15 protein-coding genes and 1 pseudogene are annotated in these 16,116 nt (G+C 36.9%); 12 read left to right on the forward strand and 4 right to left on the reverse strand.

Annotated features, from left to right (window positions below; genetic code table 11):
• Window positions 1–21 precede the first annotated feature (21 nt).
• The 6 genes from STRIC_RS02185 to STRIC_RS02210 all read left to right on the forward strand — a co-directional run bounded on the left by STRIC_RS02185 (window position 22) and on the right by STRIC_RS02210 (window position 4,883).
• Window positions 22–1,029 (forward strand): helix-turn-helix domain-containing protein, encoded by a 1,008-nt coding sequence (locus STRIC_RS02185; RefSeq protein WP_008087594.1) that lies wholly within the window; start codon window positions 22–24, stop codon window positions 1,027–1,029.
• Between the two features lie 12 nt (window positions 1,030–1,041).
• Window positions 1,042–1,584: a CDP-diacylglycerol--glycerol-3-phosphate 3-phosphatidyltransferase gene (gene pgsA / locus STRIC_RS02190; RefSeq protein ID WP_008087606.1), complete on the forward strand. Its 543-nt coding sequence runs from the start codon at window positions 1,042–1,044 to the stop codon at window positions 1,582–1,584.
• Window positions 1,584–2,426, forward strand: coding sequence for an energy-coupling factor ABC transporter ATP-binding protein (locus STRIC_RS02195; protein WP_008087568.1), 843 nt, complete (start codon window positions 1,584–1,586; stop codon window positions 2,424–2,426). Before pgsA ends, STRIC_RS02195 begins: the two co-directional genes overlap by 1 nt.
• The gene (locus tag STRIC_RS02200) at window positions 2,402–3,244 is read left to right on the forward strand and encodes an energy-coupling factor transporter ATPase (RefSeq protein ID WP_008087612.1); all 843 of its coding nucleotides are present in this window, start codon (window positions 2,402–2,404) and stop codon (window positions 3,242–3,244) included. The genes STRIC_RS02195 and STRIC_RS02200 overlap by 25 nt, the downstream gene beginning before the upstream one ends.
• Window positions 3,237–4,046 (forward strand): energy-coupling factor transporter transmembrane component T family protein, encoded by an 810-nt coding sequence (locus STRIC_RS02205; protein ID WP_008087596.1) that lies wholly within the window; start codon window positions 3,237–3,239, stop codon window positions 4,044–4,046. The genes STRIC_RS02200 and STRIC_RS02205 overlap by 8 nt, the downstream gene beginning before the upstream one ends.
• Window positions 4,047–4,268: 222 nt before the next feature.
• Window positions 4,269–4,883 carry a transglycosylase SLT domain-containing protein gene (locus STRIC_RS02210; protein ID WP_008087686.1) on the forward strand — a complete coding sequence of 205 codons (615 nt, stop codon included), beginning with the start codon at window positions 4,269–4,271 and terminating at the stop codon, window positions 4,881–4,883.
• A 68-nt stretch (window positions 4,884–4,951) separates the two neighbouring features.
• Here the strand turns inward: STRIC_RS02210 and STRIC_RS02215 are convergent, their stop codons facing one another.
• From STRIC_RS02215 to sdaAB, 3 genes and pseudogenes are all read right to left on the reverse strand, one after another.
• Window positions 4,952–5,590 (reverse strand): HAD hydrolase-like protein, encoded by a 639-nt coding sequence (locus STRIC_RS02215; protein WP_008087748.1) that lies wholly within the window; start codon window positions 5,588–5,590, stop codon window positions 4,952–4,954.
• A 25-nt stretch (window positions 5,591–5,615) separates the two neighbouring features.
• Window positions 5,616–6,490, reverse strand: a pseudogene (gene sdaAA, locus STRIC_RS02220) (L-serine ammonia-lyase, iron-sulfur-dependent, subunit alpha).
• Between the two features lie 10 nt (window positions 6,491–6,500).
• The gene (sdaAB, locus tag STRIC_RS02225; protein WP_008087698.1) at window positions 6,501–7,172 is read right to left on the reverse strand and encodes an L-serine ammonia-lyase, iron-sulfur-dependent subunit beta; all 672 of its coding nucleotides are present in this window, start codon (window positions 7,170–7,172) and stop codon (window positions 6,501–6,503) included.
• Between the two features lie 209 nt (window positions 7,173–7,381).
• Here sdaAB and mnmA point away from each other — a divergent pair, with 209 nt between their 5' ends.
• Window positions 7,382–8,503: a tRNA 2-thiouridine(34) synthase MnmA gene (gene mnmA, locus STRIC_RS02230; protein ID WP_008087770.1), complete on the forward strand. Its 1,122-nt coding sequence runs from the start codon at window positions 7,382–7,384 to the stop codon at window positions 8,501–8,503.
• A 70-nt stretch (window positions 8,504–8,573) separates the two neighbouring features.
• On the opposite strand, the gene STRIC_RS02235 is transcribed toward mnmA, so the two are convergent.
• On the reverse strand, window positions 8,574–9,437 hold the full coding sequence (locus STRIC_RS02235; protein WP_008087694.1) for an IS982 family transposase: 864 nt from the start codon (window positions 9,435–9,437) through the stop codon (window positions 8,574–8,576).
• 344 nt (window positions 9,438–9,781) lie between these two features.
• On the opposite strand from STRIC_RS02235, the gene STRIC_RS02240 reads away from it, so the two are divergent.
• The 5 genes from STRIC_RS02240 to dnaB all read left to right on the forward strand — a co-directional run bounded on the left by STRIC_RS02240 (window position 9,782) and on the right by dnaB (window position 16,105).
• A complete protein-coding gene (locus STRIC_RS02240; protein WP_008087550.1) occupies window positions 9,782–10,249 on the forward strand; it encodes an NUDIX hydrolase in 468 nt (155 codons plus the stop codon).
• A gap of 43 nt (window positions 10,250–10,292) precedes the next feature.
• Window positions 10,293–12,191 (forward strand): tRNA uridine-5-carboxymethylaminomethyl(34) synthesis enzyme MnmG, encoded by a 1,899-nt coding sequence (gene mnmG, locus STRIC_RS02245; protein WP_008087725.1) that lies wholly within the window; start codon window positions 10,293–10,295, stop codon window positions 12,189–12,191.
• A gap of 89 nt (window positions 12,192–12,280) precedes the next feature.
• Complete coding sequence (locus STRIC_RS02250; protein WP_008087775.1) at window positions 12,281–14,257, forward strand: DHH family phosphoesterase; 1,977 nt, start codon at window positions 12,281–12,283, stop codon at window positions 14,255–14,257.
• Window positions 14,254–14,706 (forward strand): 50S ribosomal protein L9, encoded by a 453-nt coding sequence (gene rplI / locus STRIC_RS02255; protein WP_008087590.1) that lies wholly within the window; start codon window positions 14,254–14,256, stop codon window positions 14,704–14,706. Before STRIC_RS02250 ends, rplI begins: the two co-directional genes overlap by 4 nt.
• 37 nt (window positions 14,707–14,743) lie before the next feature.
• Window positions 14,744–16,105 (forward strand): replicative DNA helicase, encoded by a 1,362-nt coding sequence (gene dnaB / locus STRIC_RS02260; RefSeq protein ID WP_008087702.1) that lies wholly within the window; start codon window positions 14,744–14,746, stop codon window positions 16,103–16,105.
• Window positions 16,106–16,116: the final 11 nt, after the last annotated feature.

Consider the following 16,116-nt stretch of genomic DNA (forward strand, 5'->3'; position numbering starts at 1 on the left):
TAATATTTTTGAGGTACCTGTATGAGTGAAAAGAGTCTGGGTGAATTATTAAGAGAATCACGTCTAGGAAAAAACATTACATTAGATGATATTGAATCCAAAACGGGAATTTCTTCTCACTATCTGTTAGCAATGGAATTGGATCAGTTTAAGATTATTCCAGAAGAAAAATTAGATGGTTTTTTAAAGCAATATGCAGATATTGTTGGTTTACCATTTGAAAATGTCAAAAAACTTTATCAGCTTCAAATGAGTTATAAAAGGGTTAGTGATACCCCAACCGTTACTCAAATTGTCGAAGAAAAGTTAAGCCAAAGAAGACTACAAGAACAATCCTCTTCAACTCAAGAGGTCACAGCAAGTAATAAAGCAGAAACGCTTGTTATACCTGTCAAAACAGTTGGAATAGATAGCCCGAAATCTTCCAAAGTTTTACCTTCTAAGCAGTTCAAGTCAGATGATCGTTTGGTACCTCAATCACATAAAGGTTCAAGATTAAGTCGTTATGGTAAGAATGATGATGATAAAAAATCACTAATTCCTGCCGCTCTATTAGGTTTATTAGCTTTACTTTTGGTGGGAGTCATTTTCTTTGCGGTTTGGAAACAGATTGAAAAAAATCAAATGGCTAAGGAAAAGGAAAGTTCTTTAGTGAGCTCATCTCAAGCTGCTGATGAGACAAGTGATTCTAGTGCTAATCAACCTCAGACTCAAATTAGTGTGGAGGGAGCAGAAAATTACTTGATTGCTACTGTGACTAAATCTAAAGAAACTGTAGATGTGACCGTTGCTTTGACAGAAGCTGATAGTAGTTGGATTTCTTTGACAAATTCGGAAATTGGCGAAGCTGGTATCACCTTAACACGTGACAATCCAAGCTATACGGCTACTCTTCCAGCAGAAGTCGTTGAATCTCTCTTGACTTTAGGGGTAACGAGAGGGGTATCAGTTACTATTGATGGACAGGCTCTTGATTTATCAGCGTTAACAAGTACTGATATTAGTTACATCACACTTAGAATGCAATAATAAGGTATTAAAATGACAAAAAAAGAAAATATTCCCAATTTACTAACCCTCATCCGTATTATGATGATTCCTCTATTTTTGCTTGTGACATCAGTTTCAACTTCAGTAGGGTGGCATATTTTTGCAGCAATTATTTTTGCGGTTGCTAGTTTTACGGATTATTTAGATGGCTATCTTGCTAGAAAATGGCATGTGGTAACTAATTTTGGGAAATTTGCTGATCCGCTAGCAGATAAGATGCTTGTGATGAGTGCTTTCATTATGTTAGTAGGTTTGGATTTGGCACCTGCTTGGATTTCAGCTATTATTATTTGTAGAGAATTAGCTGTCACTGGACTTCGCTTATTACTAGTTGAGACTGGTGGGGAAGTTTTAGCGGCAGCAATGCCTGGAAAAATTAAAACAGTCACACAAATGCTGTCTGTTATTTTTCTATTAAGTCACTTGACCGTTTTGGGAACTATTTTTCTCTATATTGCCCTATTTTTCACTATTTATTCTGGTTATGATTATTTTAAGGGGGCTAGTTTCTTATTTAAGGATACGTTTAAGTAATGACATCACATATTATCGAAGTTAAACAGGTAAGTTTTAAATATAGTCAAGAACAAGAAAATTATACTCTAAATAATATTTCGTTTCATGTGAAACAAGGAGAATGGTTGTCCATTATTGGTCACAACGGCTCTGGAAAATCAACAACAGTACGCTTAATAGATGGTCTATTAGAAGCGGGATCTGGTGAAATTTATGTTGATGGAGATCTGTTGACCGAACAAAATGTTTGGGATATTCGACATAAAATTGGGATGGTTTTTCAAAATCCTGACAATCAATTTGTGGGAGCAACTGTAGAAGATGATGTTGCTTTTGGATTAGAAAATAAGGGTGTTCCATATCAAGAAATGACAATTAGAGTGGAAGAGGCTCTTCGATTGGTTAATATGGAAAACTTTAAAGAAAGAGAACCGTCTCGCTTATCTGGTGGACAAAAGCAAAGAGTGGCTATTGCGGGTGCTGTTGCCATGCGACCAATGATTATCATCTTAGATGAAGCAACTAGCATGTTAGATCCTAAGGGGCGTTTAGAACTTATTAGGACTATTCAGTCTATTCGAAAGAAATATCAAATAACTGTTATTTCTATTACTCATGATTTGGATGAAGTTGCTCTAAGTGATAGAGTTCTGGTGATGAAAAATGGTCAGATTGAATCAGCCTTATCACCAGAAGAATTATTTGCAAGAGGTGATGACTTACTTAATCTCGGTTTAGACATTCCCTTTACCGCCTCTGTTATAAACATGCTTAAAGAAGAAGGTTACCCGATTGAGGGAAACTATCTCACAGAAAAGGAATTAGAAAATCAACTATGTCAATTAATTTCCAAGATGTAAGCTATACGTATCAAGTGGGGACACCTTTTGAAGGGCGTACCCTTTTTGACATTAATCTTGATATTATAGATGGCTCCTACACTGCTTTTATTGGACATACTGGATCAGGTAAATCAACCATTATGCAATTGCTGAATGGATTGCATGTTCCAACAAGTGGAACGGTAACGGTGGAAAATCAAACCATTACCAATCAATCTAAAAATAAAGAGATTAAGTCGGTTCGAAAGCATGTCGGCTTGGTTTTTCAGTTTCCTGAGAGTCAGTTATTTGAAGAGACCGTTTTAAAAGATGTCGCCTTTGGTCCACAGAATTTTGGGGTATCTAAAGAAGAAGCGGAAGCTTTGGCACGAGAAAAAATAGCTTTGGTCGGACTTTCGGAAGAATTATTTGACAAAAATCCTTTTGAATTGTCAGGTGGGCAAATGCGAAGAGTGGCTATTGCAGGGATTCTAGCGATGCAACCAAACATTTTAGTCTTAGATGAACCAACTGCTGGACTCGATCCTAAAGGCCGAAAAGAGTTAATGACCCTCTTTAAAACTCTTCATCAAACAGGTATGACTATTGTTTTAGTGACACATTTAATGGATGATGTTGCTAATTATGCTGACTTTGTATATGTTTTGGAGGCCGGAAAGGTTATTTTATCAGGAAAACCTCGAACAGTGTTTCAAAAAGTTACTTTTCTAGAAGCTAAACAATTAGGTGTTCCAAAAATTACAAAATTTGCCCAATCTTTGGTCACACGCGGACTGGATTTACCTTATTTACCTACGACCTTAGATGAGCTTAGAGAGGTATTAAGACATGGATAAATTAATACTTGGTCGATATATTCCAGGAGATTCGATTATTCATCGCTTAGACCCAAGAAGTAAATTGCTAGCTATGATTATTTATATTGTGATTATTTTTTGGGCTAATAATTTGGTGACCAATCTTATCATGTTAGTGTTTACTTTATTAGTAGTAATCTTATCAAAGATAAAATTGTCCTTCTTTTTGAATGGTGTTAAGCCCATGATTGGCATTATACTTTTTACCACGCTTTTTCAAATGTTTTTTGCACAAGGTGGACAAATTTTAATTCAATTTTGGATTTTTAAAATTACTGATTTTGGTCTGAGCCAAGCTTTGTTGATTTTTATGCGTTTTGTATTGATTATCTTTTTTTCAACCTTGTTAACATTGACGACGACACCTCTAAGTTTATCAGATGCGGTTGAATCCCTCTTGAAACCTTTTGTGAGATTTAAGGTTCCTGCGCATGAAATTGGCTTAATGTTATCCTTAAGCTTGCGTTTTGTCCCTACTTTAATGGATGATACCACTCGTATTATGAATGCTCAAAAGGCACGTGGGGTTGATTTTGGAGAAGGAAATCTTTTTCAGAAAGTTAAATCCATTATTCCAATTCTCATTCCTTTATTTGCATCTAGTTTTAAAAGAGCCGATGCTTTGGCGATTGCTATGGAGGCAAGAGGCTATAAAGGAGGCGAAGGGAGAACAAAGTATCGCTTTTTAGATTGGAAAGGACAAGATACCCTTGCTGTTTTCATCGTTTTGTTACTAGGAATTCTTCTTTTCTTCTTAAAAAATCCCAATCAATTAATCTAAAACATTTTTAAAGACCTATTAAAAACTAGAAAAAATGATTTTCTAGTTTTCTTTTTTTGTTTTTAAATGAAAAAATTCATGTAAAATGATAGCTCTTTCACGAAAAAAAGCTCAGAAATTCTTGTAATATCAATATTTATGTAATATTTTTAATATAGCCTCAACACCAAAGTAATAAATAAAAGCTATTATGGATATCGGAGAAAAGTGAGGTATATTTTAATGTTTAAAAAAGAAAATTTAAAACAACGTTATTTTAGTTTTGGGGTTATAGCATTTGCGATTGCTTTATTAGCTATTCTTTTTGCTTTTTCAGGTAAAGATGTTAATACAGATTCTTATGCAAAAAAACCAGAAACTAAAGTCATTAAAGAAGTTAAAAAGTCAACAAAAGAAAAGAAACCAACTGAATCAGTTAAAAAAGAGCCTGTTAAAGAAGAAAAAGTTCAAGAAGCTCCAGCAGCAACTCCAGTTGTGGAAGAGACAGCAGCTCCAGTAGCAGCTCCAGCGGTTCAAGAAGTAGCAGCGACAACACAATACACAGTAACTCCTGTTTCTTATAGCAATGGAGTTGTTCTATCTAATGGAAATACTGCAGGTGCAGTAGGTAGTCAAGCAGCAGCTCAAATGGCAGCAGCAACTGGGGTTTCACAAGCGACATGGGAAGCTATCATTGCACAAGAATCAAATGGTAATCCAAATGTTGCCAATCCATCAGGTGCTTCTGGTTTATTCCAAACTATGCCAGGTTGGGGATCAACAGCTACTGTTCAAGATCAAATTAACTCAGCTTTAAATGCTTATAACTCTCAAGGGTTATCAGCTTGGGGCTACTAAACTTTTAACAGAATAATGAACAAGCATAGCAAATTGATTTGCTATGTTTTTTTGGTTTCTTTGTCTTTTTAAAATAAAGAATTTAAAACAGGTAATAAATTTAGTGGTTCATCGATGATGGCGTGAGCATTGTGTTCTATTAAACTTGCTTGATTTCCAAAACCCCAAGTGACACCCACTGTCAAAATTCCTGCTTCTTGACCTCCAATAATGTCAAAGGCTGTGTCACCAATAATAGCAGCCTGCGAAGGTGAAATATGATGTTGGCTTAGACAAGCCTGTATGACATCAACTTTATGATAGCGTTGACTAGTGGAACCAATTATTCCTTTAAAACAGCTAGTAATGCCTAATTCTGTTAGCATTTGGATAGCCATAGGTTGGTGTTTACTCGTAGTAACGAATAAATCATAGTTAGCTTCTTCCAATGCCTTTAATAGTTGCTTGATTTCAGGATAAAGGGTTACTTGAGAAACACCTATTTCTTTATAAAACTGTCTAAAGTGATTAATGGCAGTTTCTACTAGAGAGGAATTCTTAAAAAAATGTTGGAAAGTTACCTCTAAAGGAGGTCCAATATAGGTTGATAGGATAAGATCATCAGGACAATCTATCTCCATTTGTTTAAAGGTATATCTAAAAGCATTTAAGATTCCGATACTTGAGTCAACCAAGGTCCCATCTAAATCAAATAAAAGTGATGTCATTGTTATTCCTTAATTAAATGCTGATTTATTCTCCAAAAATATCCTTAGTGTATTGGCGTCCAGTTGGTGTAGCTGCGAGCCCACCTTCAGCTGTTTCCCGAAAGGCAGTCGGCATTGCAGATCCAACTTGGTACATGGCATCAATAACTTCATCTACAGGAATTTGAGATTTGATGCCAGCTAAAGCCATATCAGCAGCAACAATAGCAAAGCTAGCGCCTAAAGCATTTCGCTTAACACAAGGAACTTCAACTAAACCTGCAACAGGATCACAGATTAATCCAAGTAGATTTTTAATGACAAAAGCAATGGCTTGACTTGCTTGAAAGGCAGTTCCTCCTGCAGCTTTAACAAGAGAGCAGCTGCACTCATTGCTGATGCGGAACCTACTTCTGCTTGACAGCCTCCTTCAGCACCTGATATGGAAGCATTGTTCCCGATTACCAAGCCAAAGGCTCCTGCTGTAAATAGGAAGTCAAGTTGTTCAGCTTCTGTTAACTCTAGTTTATCGATAGCAGTAGCTAGAACAGCAGGTAGACATCCGGCACTTCCTGCCGTTGGAGTCGCACAAACGAGACCCATTTTAGCATTTAATTCATTGACAGATATGGCATTTCTAACAGCAGTTAAAATAGTAGTATCTGAAAGACTTTTCCCTTTTTTGATGTATTGATCCATCTTTAAGGCATCTCCTCCAGTTAGTCCACTAATAGATTTACTGGATGTCAATCCGGTGACAATTGACTCTTTCATGACTTGTAAATTTCGAGACATGATAGCTATAATATCTTCTCGACTTCGGCCAGTCATTTCTATTTCAGTAGCAATCATTAATTCAGCTACATTTCCGTTAAATTGGTCTTCAGCTTGTTGAACAAGTTCTTCAATGGTGTAAAACATAGTTACCTTTCTAGTCAAAGAAGTTGACATTATAAAGATTAGGGATAGTAGCAATTTTCTTGACAGCTTCTTGACACTCACGCGAATCAATTTCGATAATCATGATGGCTTTTTCGCCGGCAGATTCCCTTGTTACGTTCATTTGAGCGATATTAATATTGCTAGCTGATAAGATATCTGTCACCTTTGCAATCATTCCAGGAATATCCTGGTGAACAATGATTAAAGTTGGTGTATTGGTAGATAAGGATACCGAAAAAACATTCAACTCGGTAACTCGAATGTTACCACCACCGATTGATTCCCCTGTGATACTCATGGATTTACCATTCTTTTTAACAACAATTTTAACGGTATTAGGGTGGGGGGCATTACTATCTTTTAAAATTTCCCAGTAAATTTTAACCCCTTTTTGATGGGCAATTTCAAGGGATGATTTAATATCAGGATTGTCTGTATCCATTCCTAAAATTCCTGCAACAAGTGCCTTATCAGTCCCATGTCCTTGGTAGGTTTTAGCAAAGGAATTATAGAGATGAAAGGTGACTTCATCAGGAATATCTCCAAAAATGGAATGGACAACTTTTCCAATTCTTACTGCGCCAGCTGTGTGACTACTGGAAGGTCCAATCATAACAGGGCCAATAATGTCAAAAACTGATTGAAATTTTTTTGTGTTCATAGATTCTCCACCGTATTTTTTAATCCCTTTCATTATAACAAAACATGGTATAAAATGTGATTTTTTTCTTAATAGATATTCTTGGAAATAGCAAACAATACTGTTATAATAGTCTATGCGTCTGAGACGCTTCGAAATCGACCTTCAAATCGCATTTTGAAAACGACGACCTTCAAATCGTACGTTAAACGAAAGATGGGAGACATGTTATGAAAGAAGAGGCAAATACTCGTGTTGTTGTCGGTATGAGTGGTGGCGTTGATTCATCAGTAACGGCTTTGTTATTAAAAGAACAAGGCTATGATGTGATTGGCGTCTTCATGAAAAACTGGTATGATACGGATGAATTTGGAGTCTGTATAGCTACTGAGGACTATAAAGATGTAGCGGCTGTTGCTGATCAAATTGGGATTCCCTATTATTCAGTGAATTTTGAAAAAGAGTATTGGGATAGGGTTTTTGAGTATTTTTTAGCAGAATACCGTGCAGGACGTACCCCAAATCCTGATGTTATGTGTAATAAAGAAATCAAATTTAAAGCATTTCTTGATTATGCGATGACTTTGGGAGCGGATTATGTGGCTACTGGGCACTACGCTCAAGTAAAGCGTGACGAAGATGGTCTTGTACATATGCTACGAGGCCTTGATAATGGCAAAGATCAAACTTATTTTTTAAGTCAATTATCACAAGAACAGTTACAAAAAAACCTCTTTCCCCTGGGACATCTTCAAAAATCAGAAGTTCGAGCTATTGCAGAGAGAGCTGGTTTAGCAACAGCTAAAAAGAAAGATTCAACTGGAATCTGTTTTATTGGAGAAAAGAATTTTAAACACTTTTTAAGTCAATATTTACCTGCACAAAAGGGTCGTATGATGACAATTGATGGTCGTGATATGGGTGAACATGCAGGTTTGATGTATTACACTATAGGGCAACGTGGTGGACTAGGTATTGGGGGACAACATGGTGGCGATAATCAACCATGGTTTGTTGTTGGAAAAGATTTGTCTCAAAATATTCTATATGTTGGACAAGGCTTTTACCATGAGTCATTGATGTCAACTAGTCTTGACGCCTCTGTCATACACTTTACAAAGGAAATGCCAGAAAACTTTACACTGGAGTGTACAGCTAAGTTTCGTTACCGTCAACCAGATTCTAAAGTGACAGTTTATGTCAAGGGCGATAAGGCAGAAGTTATATTTGAAGAAGCTCAACGAGCGATTACTCCTGGTCAAGCAGTTGTTTTCTATGATGGTGATGAATGTTTAGGTGGTGGCATGATTGACATGGCTTATAAAGATGGACAAGCCTGTCAATATATTTAAAAAGGAAATAGCATAAGTCTAAGAAAAAAGAAAGTATTCGACAATTTTAAAATATTTGTTACCCATGGTGCTAGTTAATTTCAAAATATCTCAAATTGTAAGCTAGTATGATTTGTTCAATCCTCAATTGCAGCCCTATCATGCCCCTAGCCAGTGTTCGTTCCATATCAAAAAGGGAACAAAGTTCTGAAAATCTAGTCTCAATGGTTCGTCTCATAGCCATTAGTTTCCAATGATTATGCTGTTTAGCCCCTTCCATATTTTGACGCAAGGGAGTCCAGAGGTGATAGCCACTTTGCTTCAACTCATCTTTCAGCTCACGGTTAAGGTAACCTAAGTCTGCTAAAATGAGGGATTGTTCACACCTTTCTAGCAACTCGTAAACTGCCTTAATATCATGAACAGAGGCTGGGCTGACAACATAATTCAGAATGTAGCCTGATAAGGTCACTAGCATGTGAACCTTAAAACCGTAAAACCACATATGTTTAGAGGCGGTGTAACCAATATTAGCTATCCCATTGAAAAGTCTGACCCTGTGGTTACGAATAGATTGACAAAGTGGCAAAGGAAAGCTGTCTATAATAACAATGGTATTGGGAGAAATTTGAGTGTTCATTGCCTGACGAATCACTTGAACCAGCCAAATCAACTGTCTTGCACGCCTATTAAAGCGACTTCTTTCTAGTAATGTACCGCAGGGAAATAGCTGACAAATCCTATAAAAGTGACGTTGTGATTTAATACCTAGTTCAGCTTGTAATAGCAGTAAAACTAGAAGAGATTGGTCTGAAACTTTGGACAGACAGACGTTACGACGGTGTTTGAAGTCTTCCGGACAATAATCCTGATAAAACTGAGAACAAATTTTTGATAATTGACGCATATTCCATTGTAAGTGATGGGATTTAGCTGTATACTGTAAGTGGCTCATTTGGACTAACCTCCTGTTTGTGTAGGCACTTACAGTATAGTCCTTTTGGGCTTTTTATTGTATTTTGAGATTAACTAGCACCACGGGTATTTGTTGGATTTTTCTATTATGGGTACTTTGTGTCACTAAGCGAAGTATAGATGGTTTTAGCAGTTATTGATAATGACATTCAGTTAAAAACATTTCCAGAAATAGCATTTAGTGACTCTGGTTAGGACAAACAATGACAGGTAAGTTTAAGTCTAAGGGGACCTAACATTTTGGGTTTACAGCTGTGTCAACTTATTTTGACACAATTTTAAAGTAAAAAGCTATAAGGCATCATTCATGGTTTAGGAGATAAGATGGTTAGAGATTTTCGAGTCATAGAAGAAGACTGTGCTTTTGGACTTAGGGCCAGCGCCTTGATTATCAAAGATAATCAGATTTTCTTAACCAAAGACCAGAGTGGCTATTATTATACTATTGGTGGTGCCAGTTTAGTCGGTGAAACAACTCGGGAAACTGTTTTACGTGAAACCTTAGAGGAAATTGGTATTTCTGTAGAAGTAGGACCGTTGGCTTTTGTTGTCGAAAATCAGTTTTATAAAAAGGGTAGACTTTGGCACAATATTGAATGTCACTATTTTGTGACACCCTTGACTGATCCGAACTTACAAATGTCTGAAAATGATAAGACACAGATTTGTGAATGGGTAGCTCTCGACCAATTGTCAACCATAAAGTTAGTTCCTGAATTTTTAAAAGAAGGTATCATTAATTGGCCAGGGCATATTGTACATGTAGAAAGCAGTGAAATTGACAAATCATAGAACCATGATAGAAAGTATTAAAACTGATAAAAGGGAAATAAAAATGACACATGAATTTACAGAAGCCTATGATGTTATTGTTATAGGTGCAGGACATGCTGGGGTAGAGGCTAGTTTAGCTACAAGTCGTATGGGCTGTAAGACTTTATTAGCGACTATTAATTTGGATATGCTTGCCTTTATGCCTTGTAATCCTTCCATTGGAGGCACTGCCAAAGGAATCGTCGTTCGTGAAATTGATGCACTTGGTGGGGAAATGGGTAAGAATATTGATAAAACCTATATCCAAATGAAGATGCTCAATACAGGTAAAGGACCTGCAGTAAGGGCTCTAAGAGCTCAAGCTGATAAAAATCTCTATTCAAGAGAAATGAAGCATACCGTAGAAAAGCAAGAAAACCTCACCCTACGTCAAACTATGGTTGATGATATTTTGGTAGAGAATGGTAAGGTAATTGGTGTTTTAACAGCAACTGGTCAAAAAATTGCCGCTAAAGCCGTGGTTATCACAACAGGTACAGCTCTTCGTGGGGAGATTATTTTAGGAGAACTCAAATATTCTTCTGGTCCAAATAATAGTTTAGCTTCAGTTACTTTGGCAGATAATTTAAAGAAACTAGGACTAGAAATCGGTCGCTTTAAAACAGGGACACCACCGCGTGTTAAAGCATCATCTATTGATTATAGTTTGACAGACATTCATCCTGGGGATACCAAACCTAATCATTTTTCATTTATGTCTAAAGATGAGGATTATTTACAAGATCAGATTCCCTGTTGGTTGACTTATACCAATCAAACGAGTCATGACATTATTAATCAAAATCTTCACCGAGCTCCGATGTTTTCAGGGATTGTCAAAGGGGTAGGCCCTCGCTATTGTCCTTCTATAGAGGATAAAATTGTGCGTTTTTCAGATAAAGATCGTCATCAGTTATTCTTAGAACCAGAAGGTCGTGATACTGAGGAAGTCTATGTTCAAGGTTTGTCAACAAGCCTTCCAGAGGATGTGCAAAAAGACTTGCTTCACTCTATCAAAGGGCTTGAGCAAGCAGAAATGATGCGTACAGGCTATGCTATTGAGTACGATATTGTGTTACCACATCAACTGAGAGCAACACTTGAAACAAAATTAATCTCTGGTCTTTTTACAGCAGGTCAAACCAATGGTACTTCTGGCTATGAAGAAGCAGCTGGACAAGGTATTGTAGCTGGAATCAATGCAGCTCTTAAAGTCCAAGGAAAACCTGAACTGATTTTAAAACGTAGTGATGCCTATATTGGCGTAATGATTGATGACTTGGTAACCAAGGGAACCTTGGAGCCATATCGTTTGTTAACTTCTCGTGCGGAATACCGTTTGATTTTACGTCATGATAATGCTGACATGCGATTAACAGAAATCGGTCGTCACATTGGGTTAGTGGATGATGAGCGCTGGCAAGCTTTTGAAATCAAAAAAAATCAATTCGAGAGTGAATTAAAACGTCTTGATAGCATTAAACTAAAGCCCATTAAAGAAACTAACGCAAGGATTCAAGAACTAGGCTTTAAACCTTTAACCGATGCTATGACTGCCAAAGAATTTATGCGTCGACCAGAGCTTGACTATCATCAAGCTGTTTCTTTTGTAGGTCCAGCAGCTGAGGACTTAGATGCTAAAATTGTGGAGCTTTTAGAAACGGAAATCAAATACGAGGGATACATCAAAAAAGCGCTTGATCAAGTGGCTAAAATGAAGCGCATGGAAGAAAAGCGGATACCAGCTGATATTGATTGGGATGCTATTGATTCTATCGCAACTGAAGCTAGACAAAAGTTCAAAAAAATCAATCCTGAGACTATTGGTCAGGCAAGTCGTATTTCAGGGGTTAATCCCGCAGATATTAGTATTTTAATGGTTTACATAGAAAGCAATGGGAAAGCGCGTCGTAGGCCCTAAGTCGTCATAGAATTGTAATCTCAAAGAACCTGACAGCTCTGTATTTCAGAGCTGTTTTATGGTATAATATGGGCTTAAGAGGTTAGAGAATGAAAAGATTTCGTTTTGAAACCATTCATTTAATTATGATGGGGTTGATTTTGTTTGGATTGTTAGCATTATGCATCAGAATCATGCAATCCAAAATGCTCATATTATTAGCTGTTTTTCTAGTATTATTATTTGTCGTCGCTTTGCTTTTGTATCAAAAAGAAGTTTATGAATTATCTGATTTAGATCATATTGAATTGCTAAATGAACAAACAGAGGATAATCTTAAAACATTGCTTGATAAGATGCCAGTAGGTGTGATTCAGTTTGAACAAGAGACAAATGCCATTGAGTGGTATAATCCTTATGCTGAGCTTATTTTTACCAATGAAGATGGTCGCTTGCAAGAGGAATTGATCCATCACATCTTATCAGAAAAGCGTCAAGGTGATATTTCACAGACCTTTGAAATTCTTGGAAATAAGTACACATCTTATATCGACGTTCCTTCAGGTATCTTTTACTTTTTTGATAGCTTTGTGGGGAATCGTCAATCCATTGACGCTAGTTTCCTGAGACCAGTAGTTGGGATTATTTCTATTGACAACTATGATGATATTACAGATAATCTTTCGGATGCAGATATCTCAAAAATCAATAGTTTTGTTGCCAATTTTATTACCAACTTTATGGAATCAAAAAATATTTTTTATTGTCGTGTCAATATGGATCGTTTTTACTTTTTCACAGACTATAAAACATTGAAAGAGTTGATGGATGATAAATTCTCTATTTTAGACGAATTTCGTAAGGAAGCTCAAGATACCCAACGTCTTTTGACACTCAGCATGGGAATTTCTTATGGCGAGGATAATCATAATCAAATTGGACAAGTAGCACTTGAAAACCTTAATGTTGCATTAGTACGTGGAGGAGATCAAATTGTCATTAGAGAAAACAACGATCATGAGAGTCCTATTTATTTTGGTGGAGGCTCAGTTTCAACAGTAAAACGTTCACGGACACGTACGCGTGCTATGATGACGGCAATTTCTGATCGTATCAAAATGGTTGACAATGTCTTTATTGTAGGACACCGTAAACTCGATATGGATGCCCTGGGTTCGGCTGTTGGGATGCAATTTTTTTCAAGTAATATTATTGAAAATAGTTTTGCAGTCTATAATCCTGACGAGATGAGTTCAGATATTGAACGTGCTATTGAAAGGCTCCAAGCAGATGGGAAAACACGCCTAATTAGTGTTTCACAAGCTATGGGACTTGTTACACCTCGATCTCTTTTGGTTATGGTTGATCATTCTAAGGTCTCTTTGACGTTATCAAAAGACTTTTATGACCTCTTTAAGGATGTAATTGTCGTCGATCACCATCGAAGAGATGATGATTTTCCAGATAATGCTGTCTTAACCTTTATTGAAAGTGGGGCAAGTAGTGCAGCAGAATTGGTGACAGAACTTATTCAATTCCAAAATGCGAAAAAACGCTTAAATAAAATTCAAGCAAGCATTTTGATGGCGGGTATCATGTTAGATACCAAGAATTTTTCAACGCGCGTGACAAGTAGGACCTTCGATGTAGCAAGCTATTTACGTGGAAAAGGCAGTGACAGTGTCGAAATTCAAATGATTTCTGCTACAGATTTTGATGAATACAGACAAGTCAATGAAATTGTCCTTCGAGGAGAACGCTTTATTGATACTATTATGATTGCGACCGGGATTGACGATAAGCAATATAGCAACGTTATTGCCAGTAAAGCAGCTGATACGATTCTATCAATGGCAAGCGTTGAGGCTAGTTTTGTTTTGGTCGAGACTCCAAGCCATAAAATTGCTGTATCTGCTAGAAGTCGCAGCAAGATTAATGTACAGCGCATTATGGAAAAAATGGGTGGCGGAGGTCACTTTAATCTGGCGGCCTGTCAGATGGAAGGTATTACTTTAACTGAAGCCAAGCAATTATTACTAGAAACAATAGAAAATACCATAAAAGAAGCAGGAGAGGTAGAAGCATGAGAGTTATATTTTTAGCAGATGTCAAAGGTAAAGGAAAAAAGGGTGAGATTAAAGAGGTTCCAACAGGATATGCCCAAAATTTTTTAATTAAGAAAAATTTGGCTAAGGAAGCCACTTCTCAAACAATTGGAGAATTAAAAGGGAAACAAAAGGCCGAAGAAAAAGCACAAGCTGAAATCTTAGCTGAAGCAAAAGCTATGAAAGAAGTGCTTAGTCAAGAAAAAACACGTGTTCAATTTACTGAAAAAGTTGGACCGGATGGGCGCACTTTTGGTTCAATCACCGCTAAAAAAATTGCAGAAGAGTTGCAAAAACAATTTAACTTGAAAATAGATAAGCGCCATATTGTCTTAGATCATCCTATTCGTGCTATTGGACTTATTGAAGTACCTGTCAAATTACATAAAGAAGTAACAGCAGAGATTAAACTCAGTGTGACAGAAGCTTAACACAAGAAACATAGATAAGATTTGGAGGTGGTTAAGGTTGCCTGAAGTATCTGAATTACGTGTTCAACCTCAAGATTTGCTGGCAGAGCAATCTGTCTTAGGGTCAATCTTTATCTCGCCAGATAAACTCATTACGGTTAGAGAGTTTATTAGTCCTGACGATTTTTATAAGTATTCCCATAAGATTATCTTTAGAGCAATGATTACTTTAAGTGATCGTAATGATGCTATTGACGCAACGACAGTTAGAACTATCCTAGATGATCAGGGAGATCTCCAGAATATTGGTGGTCTTTCTTATATCGTTGAATTGGTTAACAGTGTTCCAACAAGTGCCAATGCAGAGTATTATGCTAAAATAGTCGCTGAAAAAGCTATGTTGCGTGATATTATTGCTAGGTTGACAGATACTGTCAACTTAGCTTATGAAGGTGCTTCTGATTCTGAGGATATCATTGCAGGGGCAGAAAGAGCCCTTATCGAAATAAACGAACACAGCAATCGTAGTGGTTTTAGAAAAATATCAGATGTTTTAAAAGTTAATTATGAGAACCTAGAATTAAGGTCTAAGCAGACCTCAGACGTTACGGGATTACCAACAGGTTTTAGAGACTTAGATAAGATTACAACTGGTTTACACCCTGATCAACTAATTATATTGGCAGCTCGACCAGCTGTCGGAAAAACAGCTTTTGTGCTTAATATTGCTCAAAATGTTGGCACTAAACAAAAAAAAGCTGTTGCTATTTTCTCTTTAGAAATGGGAGCAGAAAGTTTAGTGGATCGTATGCTTGCAGCTGAGGGAATGGTTGATTCTCATAGTTTGAGAACAGGTCAATTGACAGATCAGGATTGGAATAATGTCACTATTGCCCAGGGGGCTCTGGCAGAGGCTCCAATTTATATAGATGATACACCAGGGATTAAGATTACAGAAATTAGGGCAAGATCACGTAAACTATCTCAAGAAGTTGAAGATGGCTTAGGTTTGATTGTTATTGACTACCTTCAACTTATAACGGGAACAAAACCTGAAAATCGACAACAGGAAGTATCTGATATTTCTCGTCAATTGAAAATTTTAGCTAAAGAGTTAAAAGTTCCTGTCATTGCTTTGAGTCAGCTTTCTCGTGGCGTTGAGCAAAGGCAAGACAAAAGACCTGTTTTATCTGATATTCGTGAATCAGGGTCTATTGAGCAAGATGCGGATATTGTTGCCTTTTTATATCGTGATGATTATTATCGTAAAGAAGGTGATGAAGCCGAAGATGCTGTTGAAGATAATACCATAGAAGTGATTCTAGAAAAGAACAGATCAGGAGCACGTGGGACAGTCAAATTAATGTTCCAAAAAGAATACAATAAGTTCTCCACGATTGCACAGTTTGAAGAGAGATAAGAAAGAGAGAG

This window comes from Streptococcus ictaluri 707-05, from assembly GCF_000188015.2.
Lineage (GTDB): Bacteria > Bacillota > Bacilli > Lactobacillales > Streptococcaceae > Streptococcus > Streptococcus ictaluri.

What these genes read in the sequence shown, in the direction of transcription:
- STRIC_RS02185 (WP_008087594.1), top strand. Translation starts at nt 22, where the DNA reads ATGAGTGAAAAGAGTCTGGGTGAATTATTAAGAGAATCACGTCTAGGA.
- pgsA (WP_008087606.1), top strand. Translation starts at nt 1,042, where the DNA reads ATGACAAAAAAAGAAAATATTCCCAATTTACTAACCCTCATCCGTATT.
- STRIC_RS02195 (WP_008087568.1), top strand. Translation starts at nt 1,584, where the DNA reads ATGACATCACATATTATCGAAGTTAAACAGGTAAGTTTTAAATATAGT.
- STRIC_RS02200 (WP_008087612.1), top strand. Translation starts at nt 2,402, where the DNA reads ATGTCAATTAATTTCCAAGATGTAAGCTATACGTATCAAGTGGGGACA.
- STRIC_RS02205 (WP_008087596.1), top strand. Translation starts at nt 3,237, where the DNA reads ATGGATAAATTAATACTTGGTCGATATATTCCAGGAGATTCGATTATT.
- STRIC_RS02210 (WP_008087686.1), top strand. Translation starts at nt 4,269, where the DNA reads ATGTTTAAAAAAGAAAATTTAAAACAACGTTATTTTAGTTTTGGGGTT.
- STRIC_RS02215 (WP_008087748.1), bottom strand. Translation starts at nt 5,590, where the DNA reads ATGACATCACTTTTATTTGATTTAGATGGGACCTTGGTTGACTCAAGT.
- sdaAB (WP_008087698.1), bottom strand. Translation starts at nt 7,172, where the DNA reads ATGAACACAAAAAAATTTCAATCAGTTTTTGACATTATTGGCCCTGTT.
- mnmA (WP_008087770.1), top strand. Translation starts at nt 7,382, where the DNA reads ATGAAAGAAGAGGCAAATACTCGTGTTGTTGTCGGTATGAGTGGTGGC.
- STRIC_RS02235 (WP_008087694.1), bottom strand. Translation starts at nt 9,437, where the DNA reads ATGAGCCACTTACAGTATACAGCTAAATCCCATCACTTACAATGGAAT.
- STRIC_RS02240 (WP_008087550.1), top strand. Translation starts at nt 9,782, where the DNA reads ATGGTTAGAGATTTTCGAGTCATAGAAGAAGACTGTGCTTTTGGACTT.
- mnmG (WP_008087725.1), top strand. Translation starts at nt 10,293, where the DNA reads ATGACACATGAATTTACAGAAGCCTATGATGTTATTGTTATAGGTGCA.
- STRIC_RS02250 (WP_008087775.1), top strand. Translation starts at nt 12,281, where the DNA reads ATGAAAAGATTTCGTTTTGAAACCATTCATTTAATTATGATGGGGTTG.
- rplI (WP_008087590.1), top strand. Translation starts at nt 14,254, where the DNA reads ATGAGAGTTATATTTTTAGCAGATGTCAAAGGTAAAGGAAAAAAGGGT.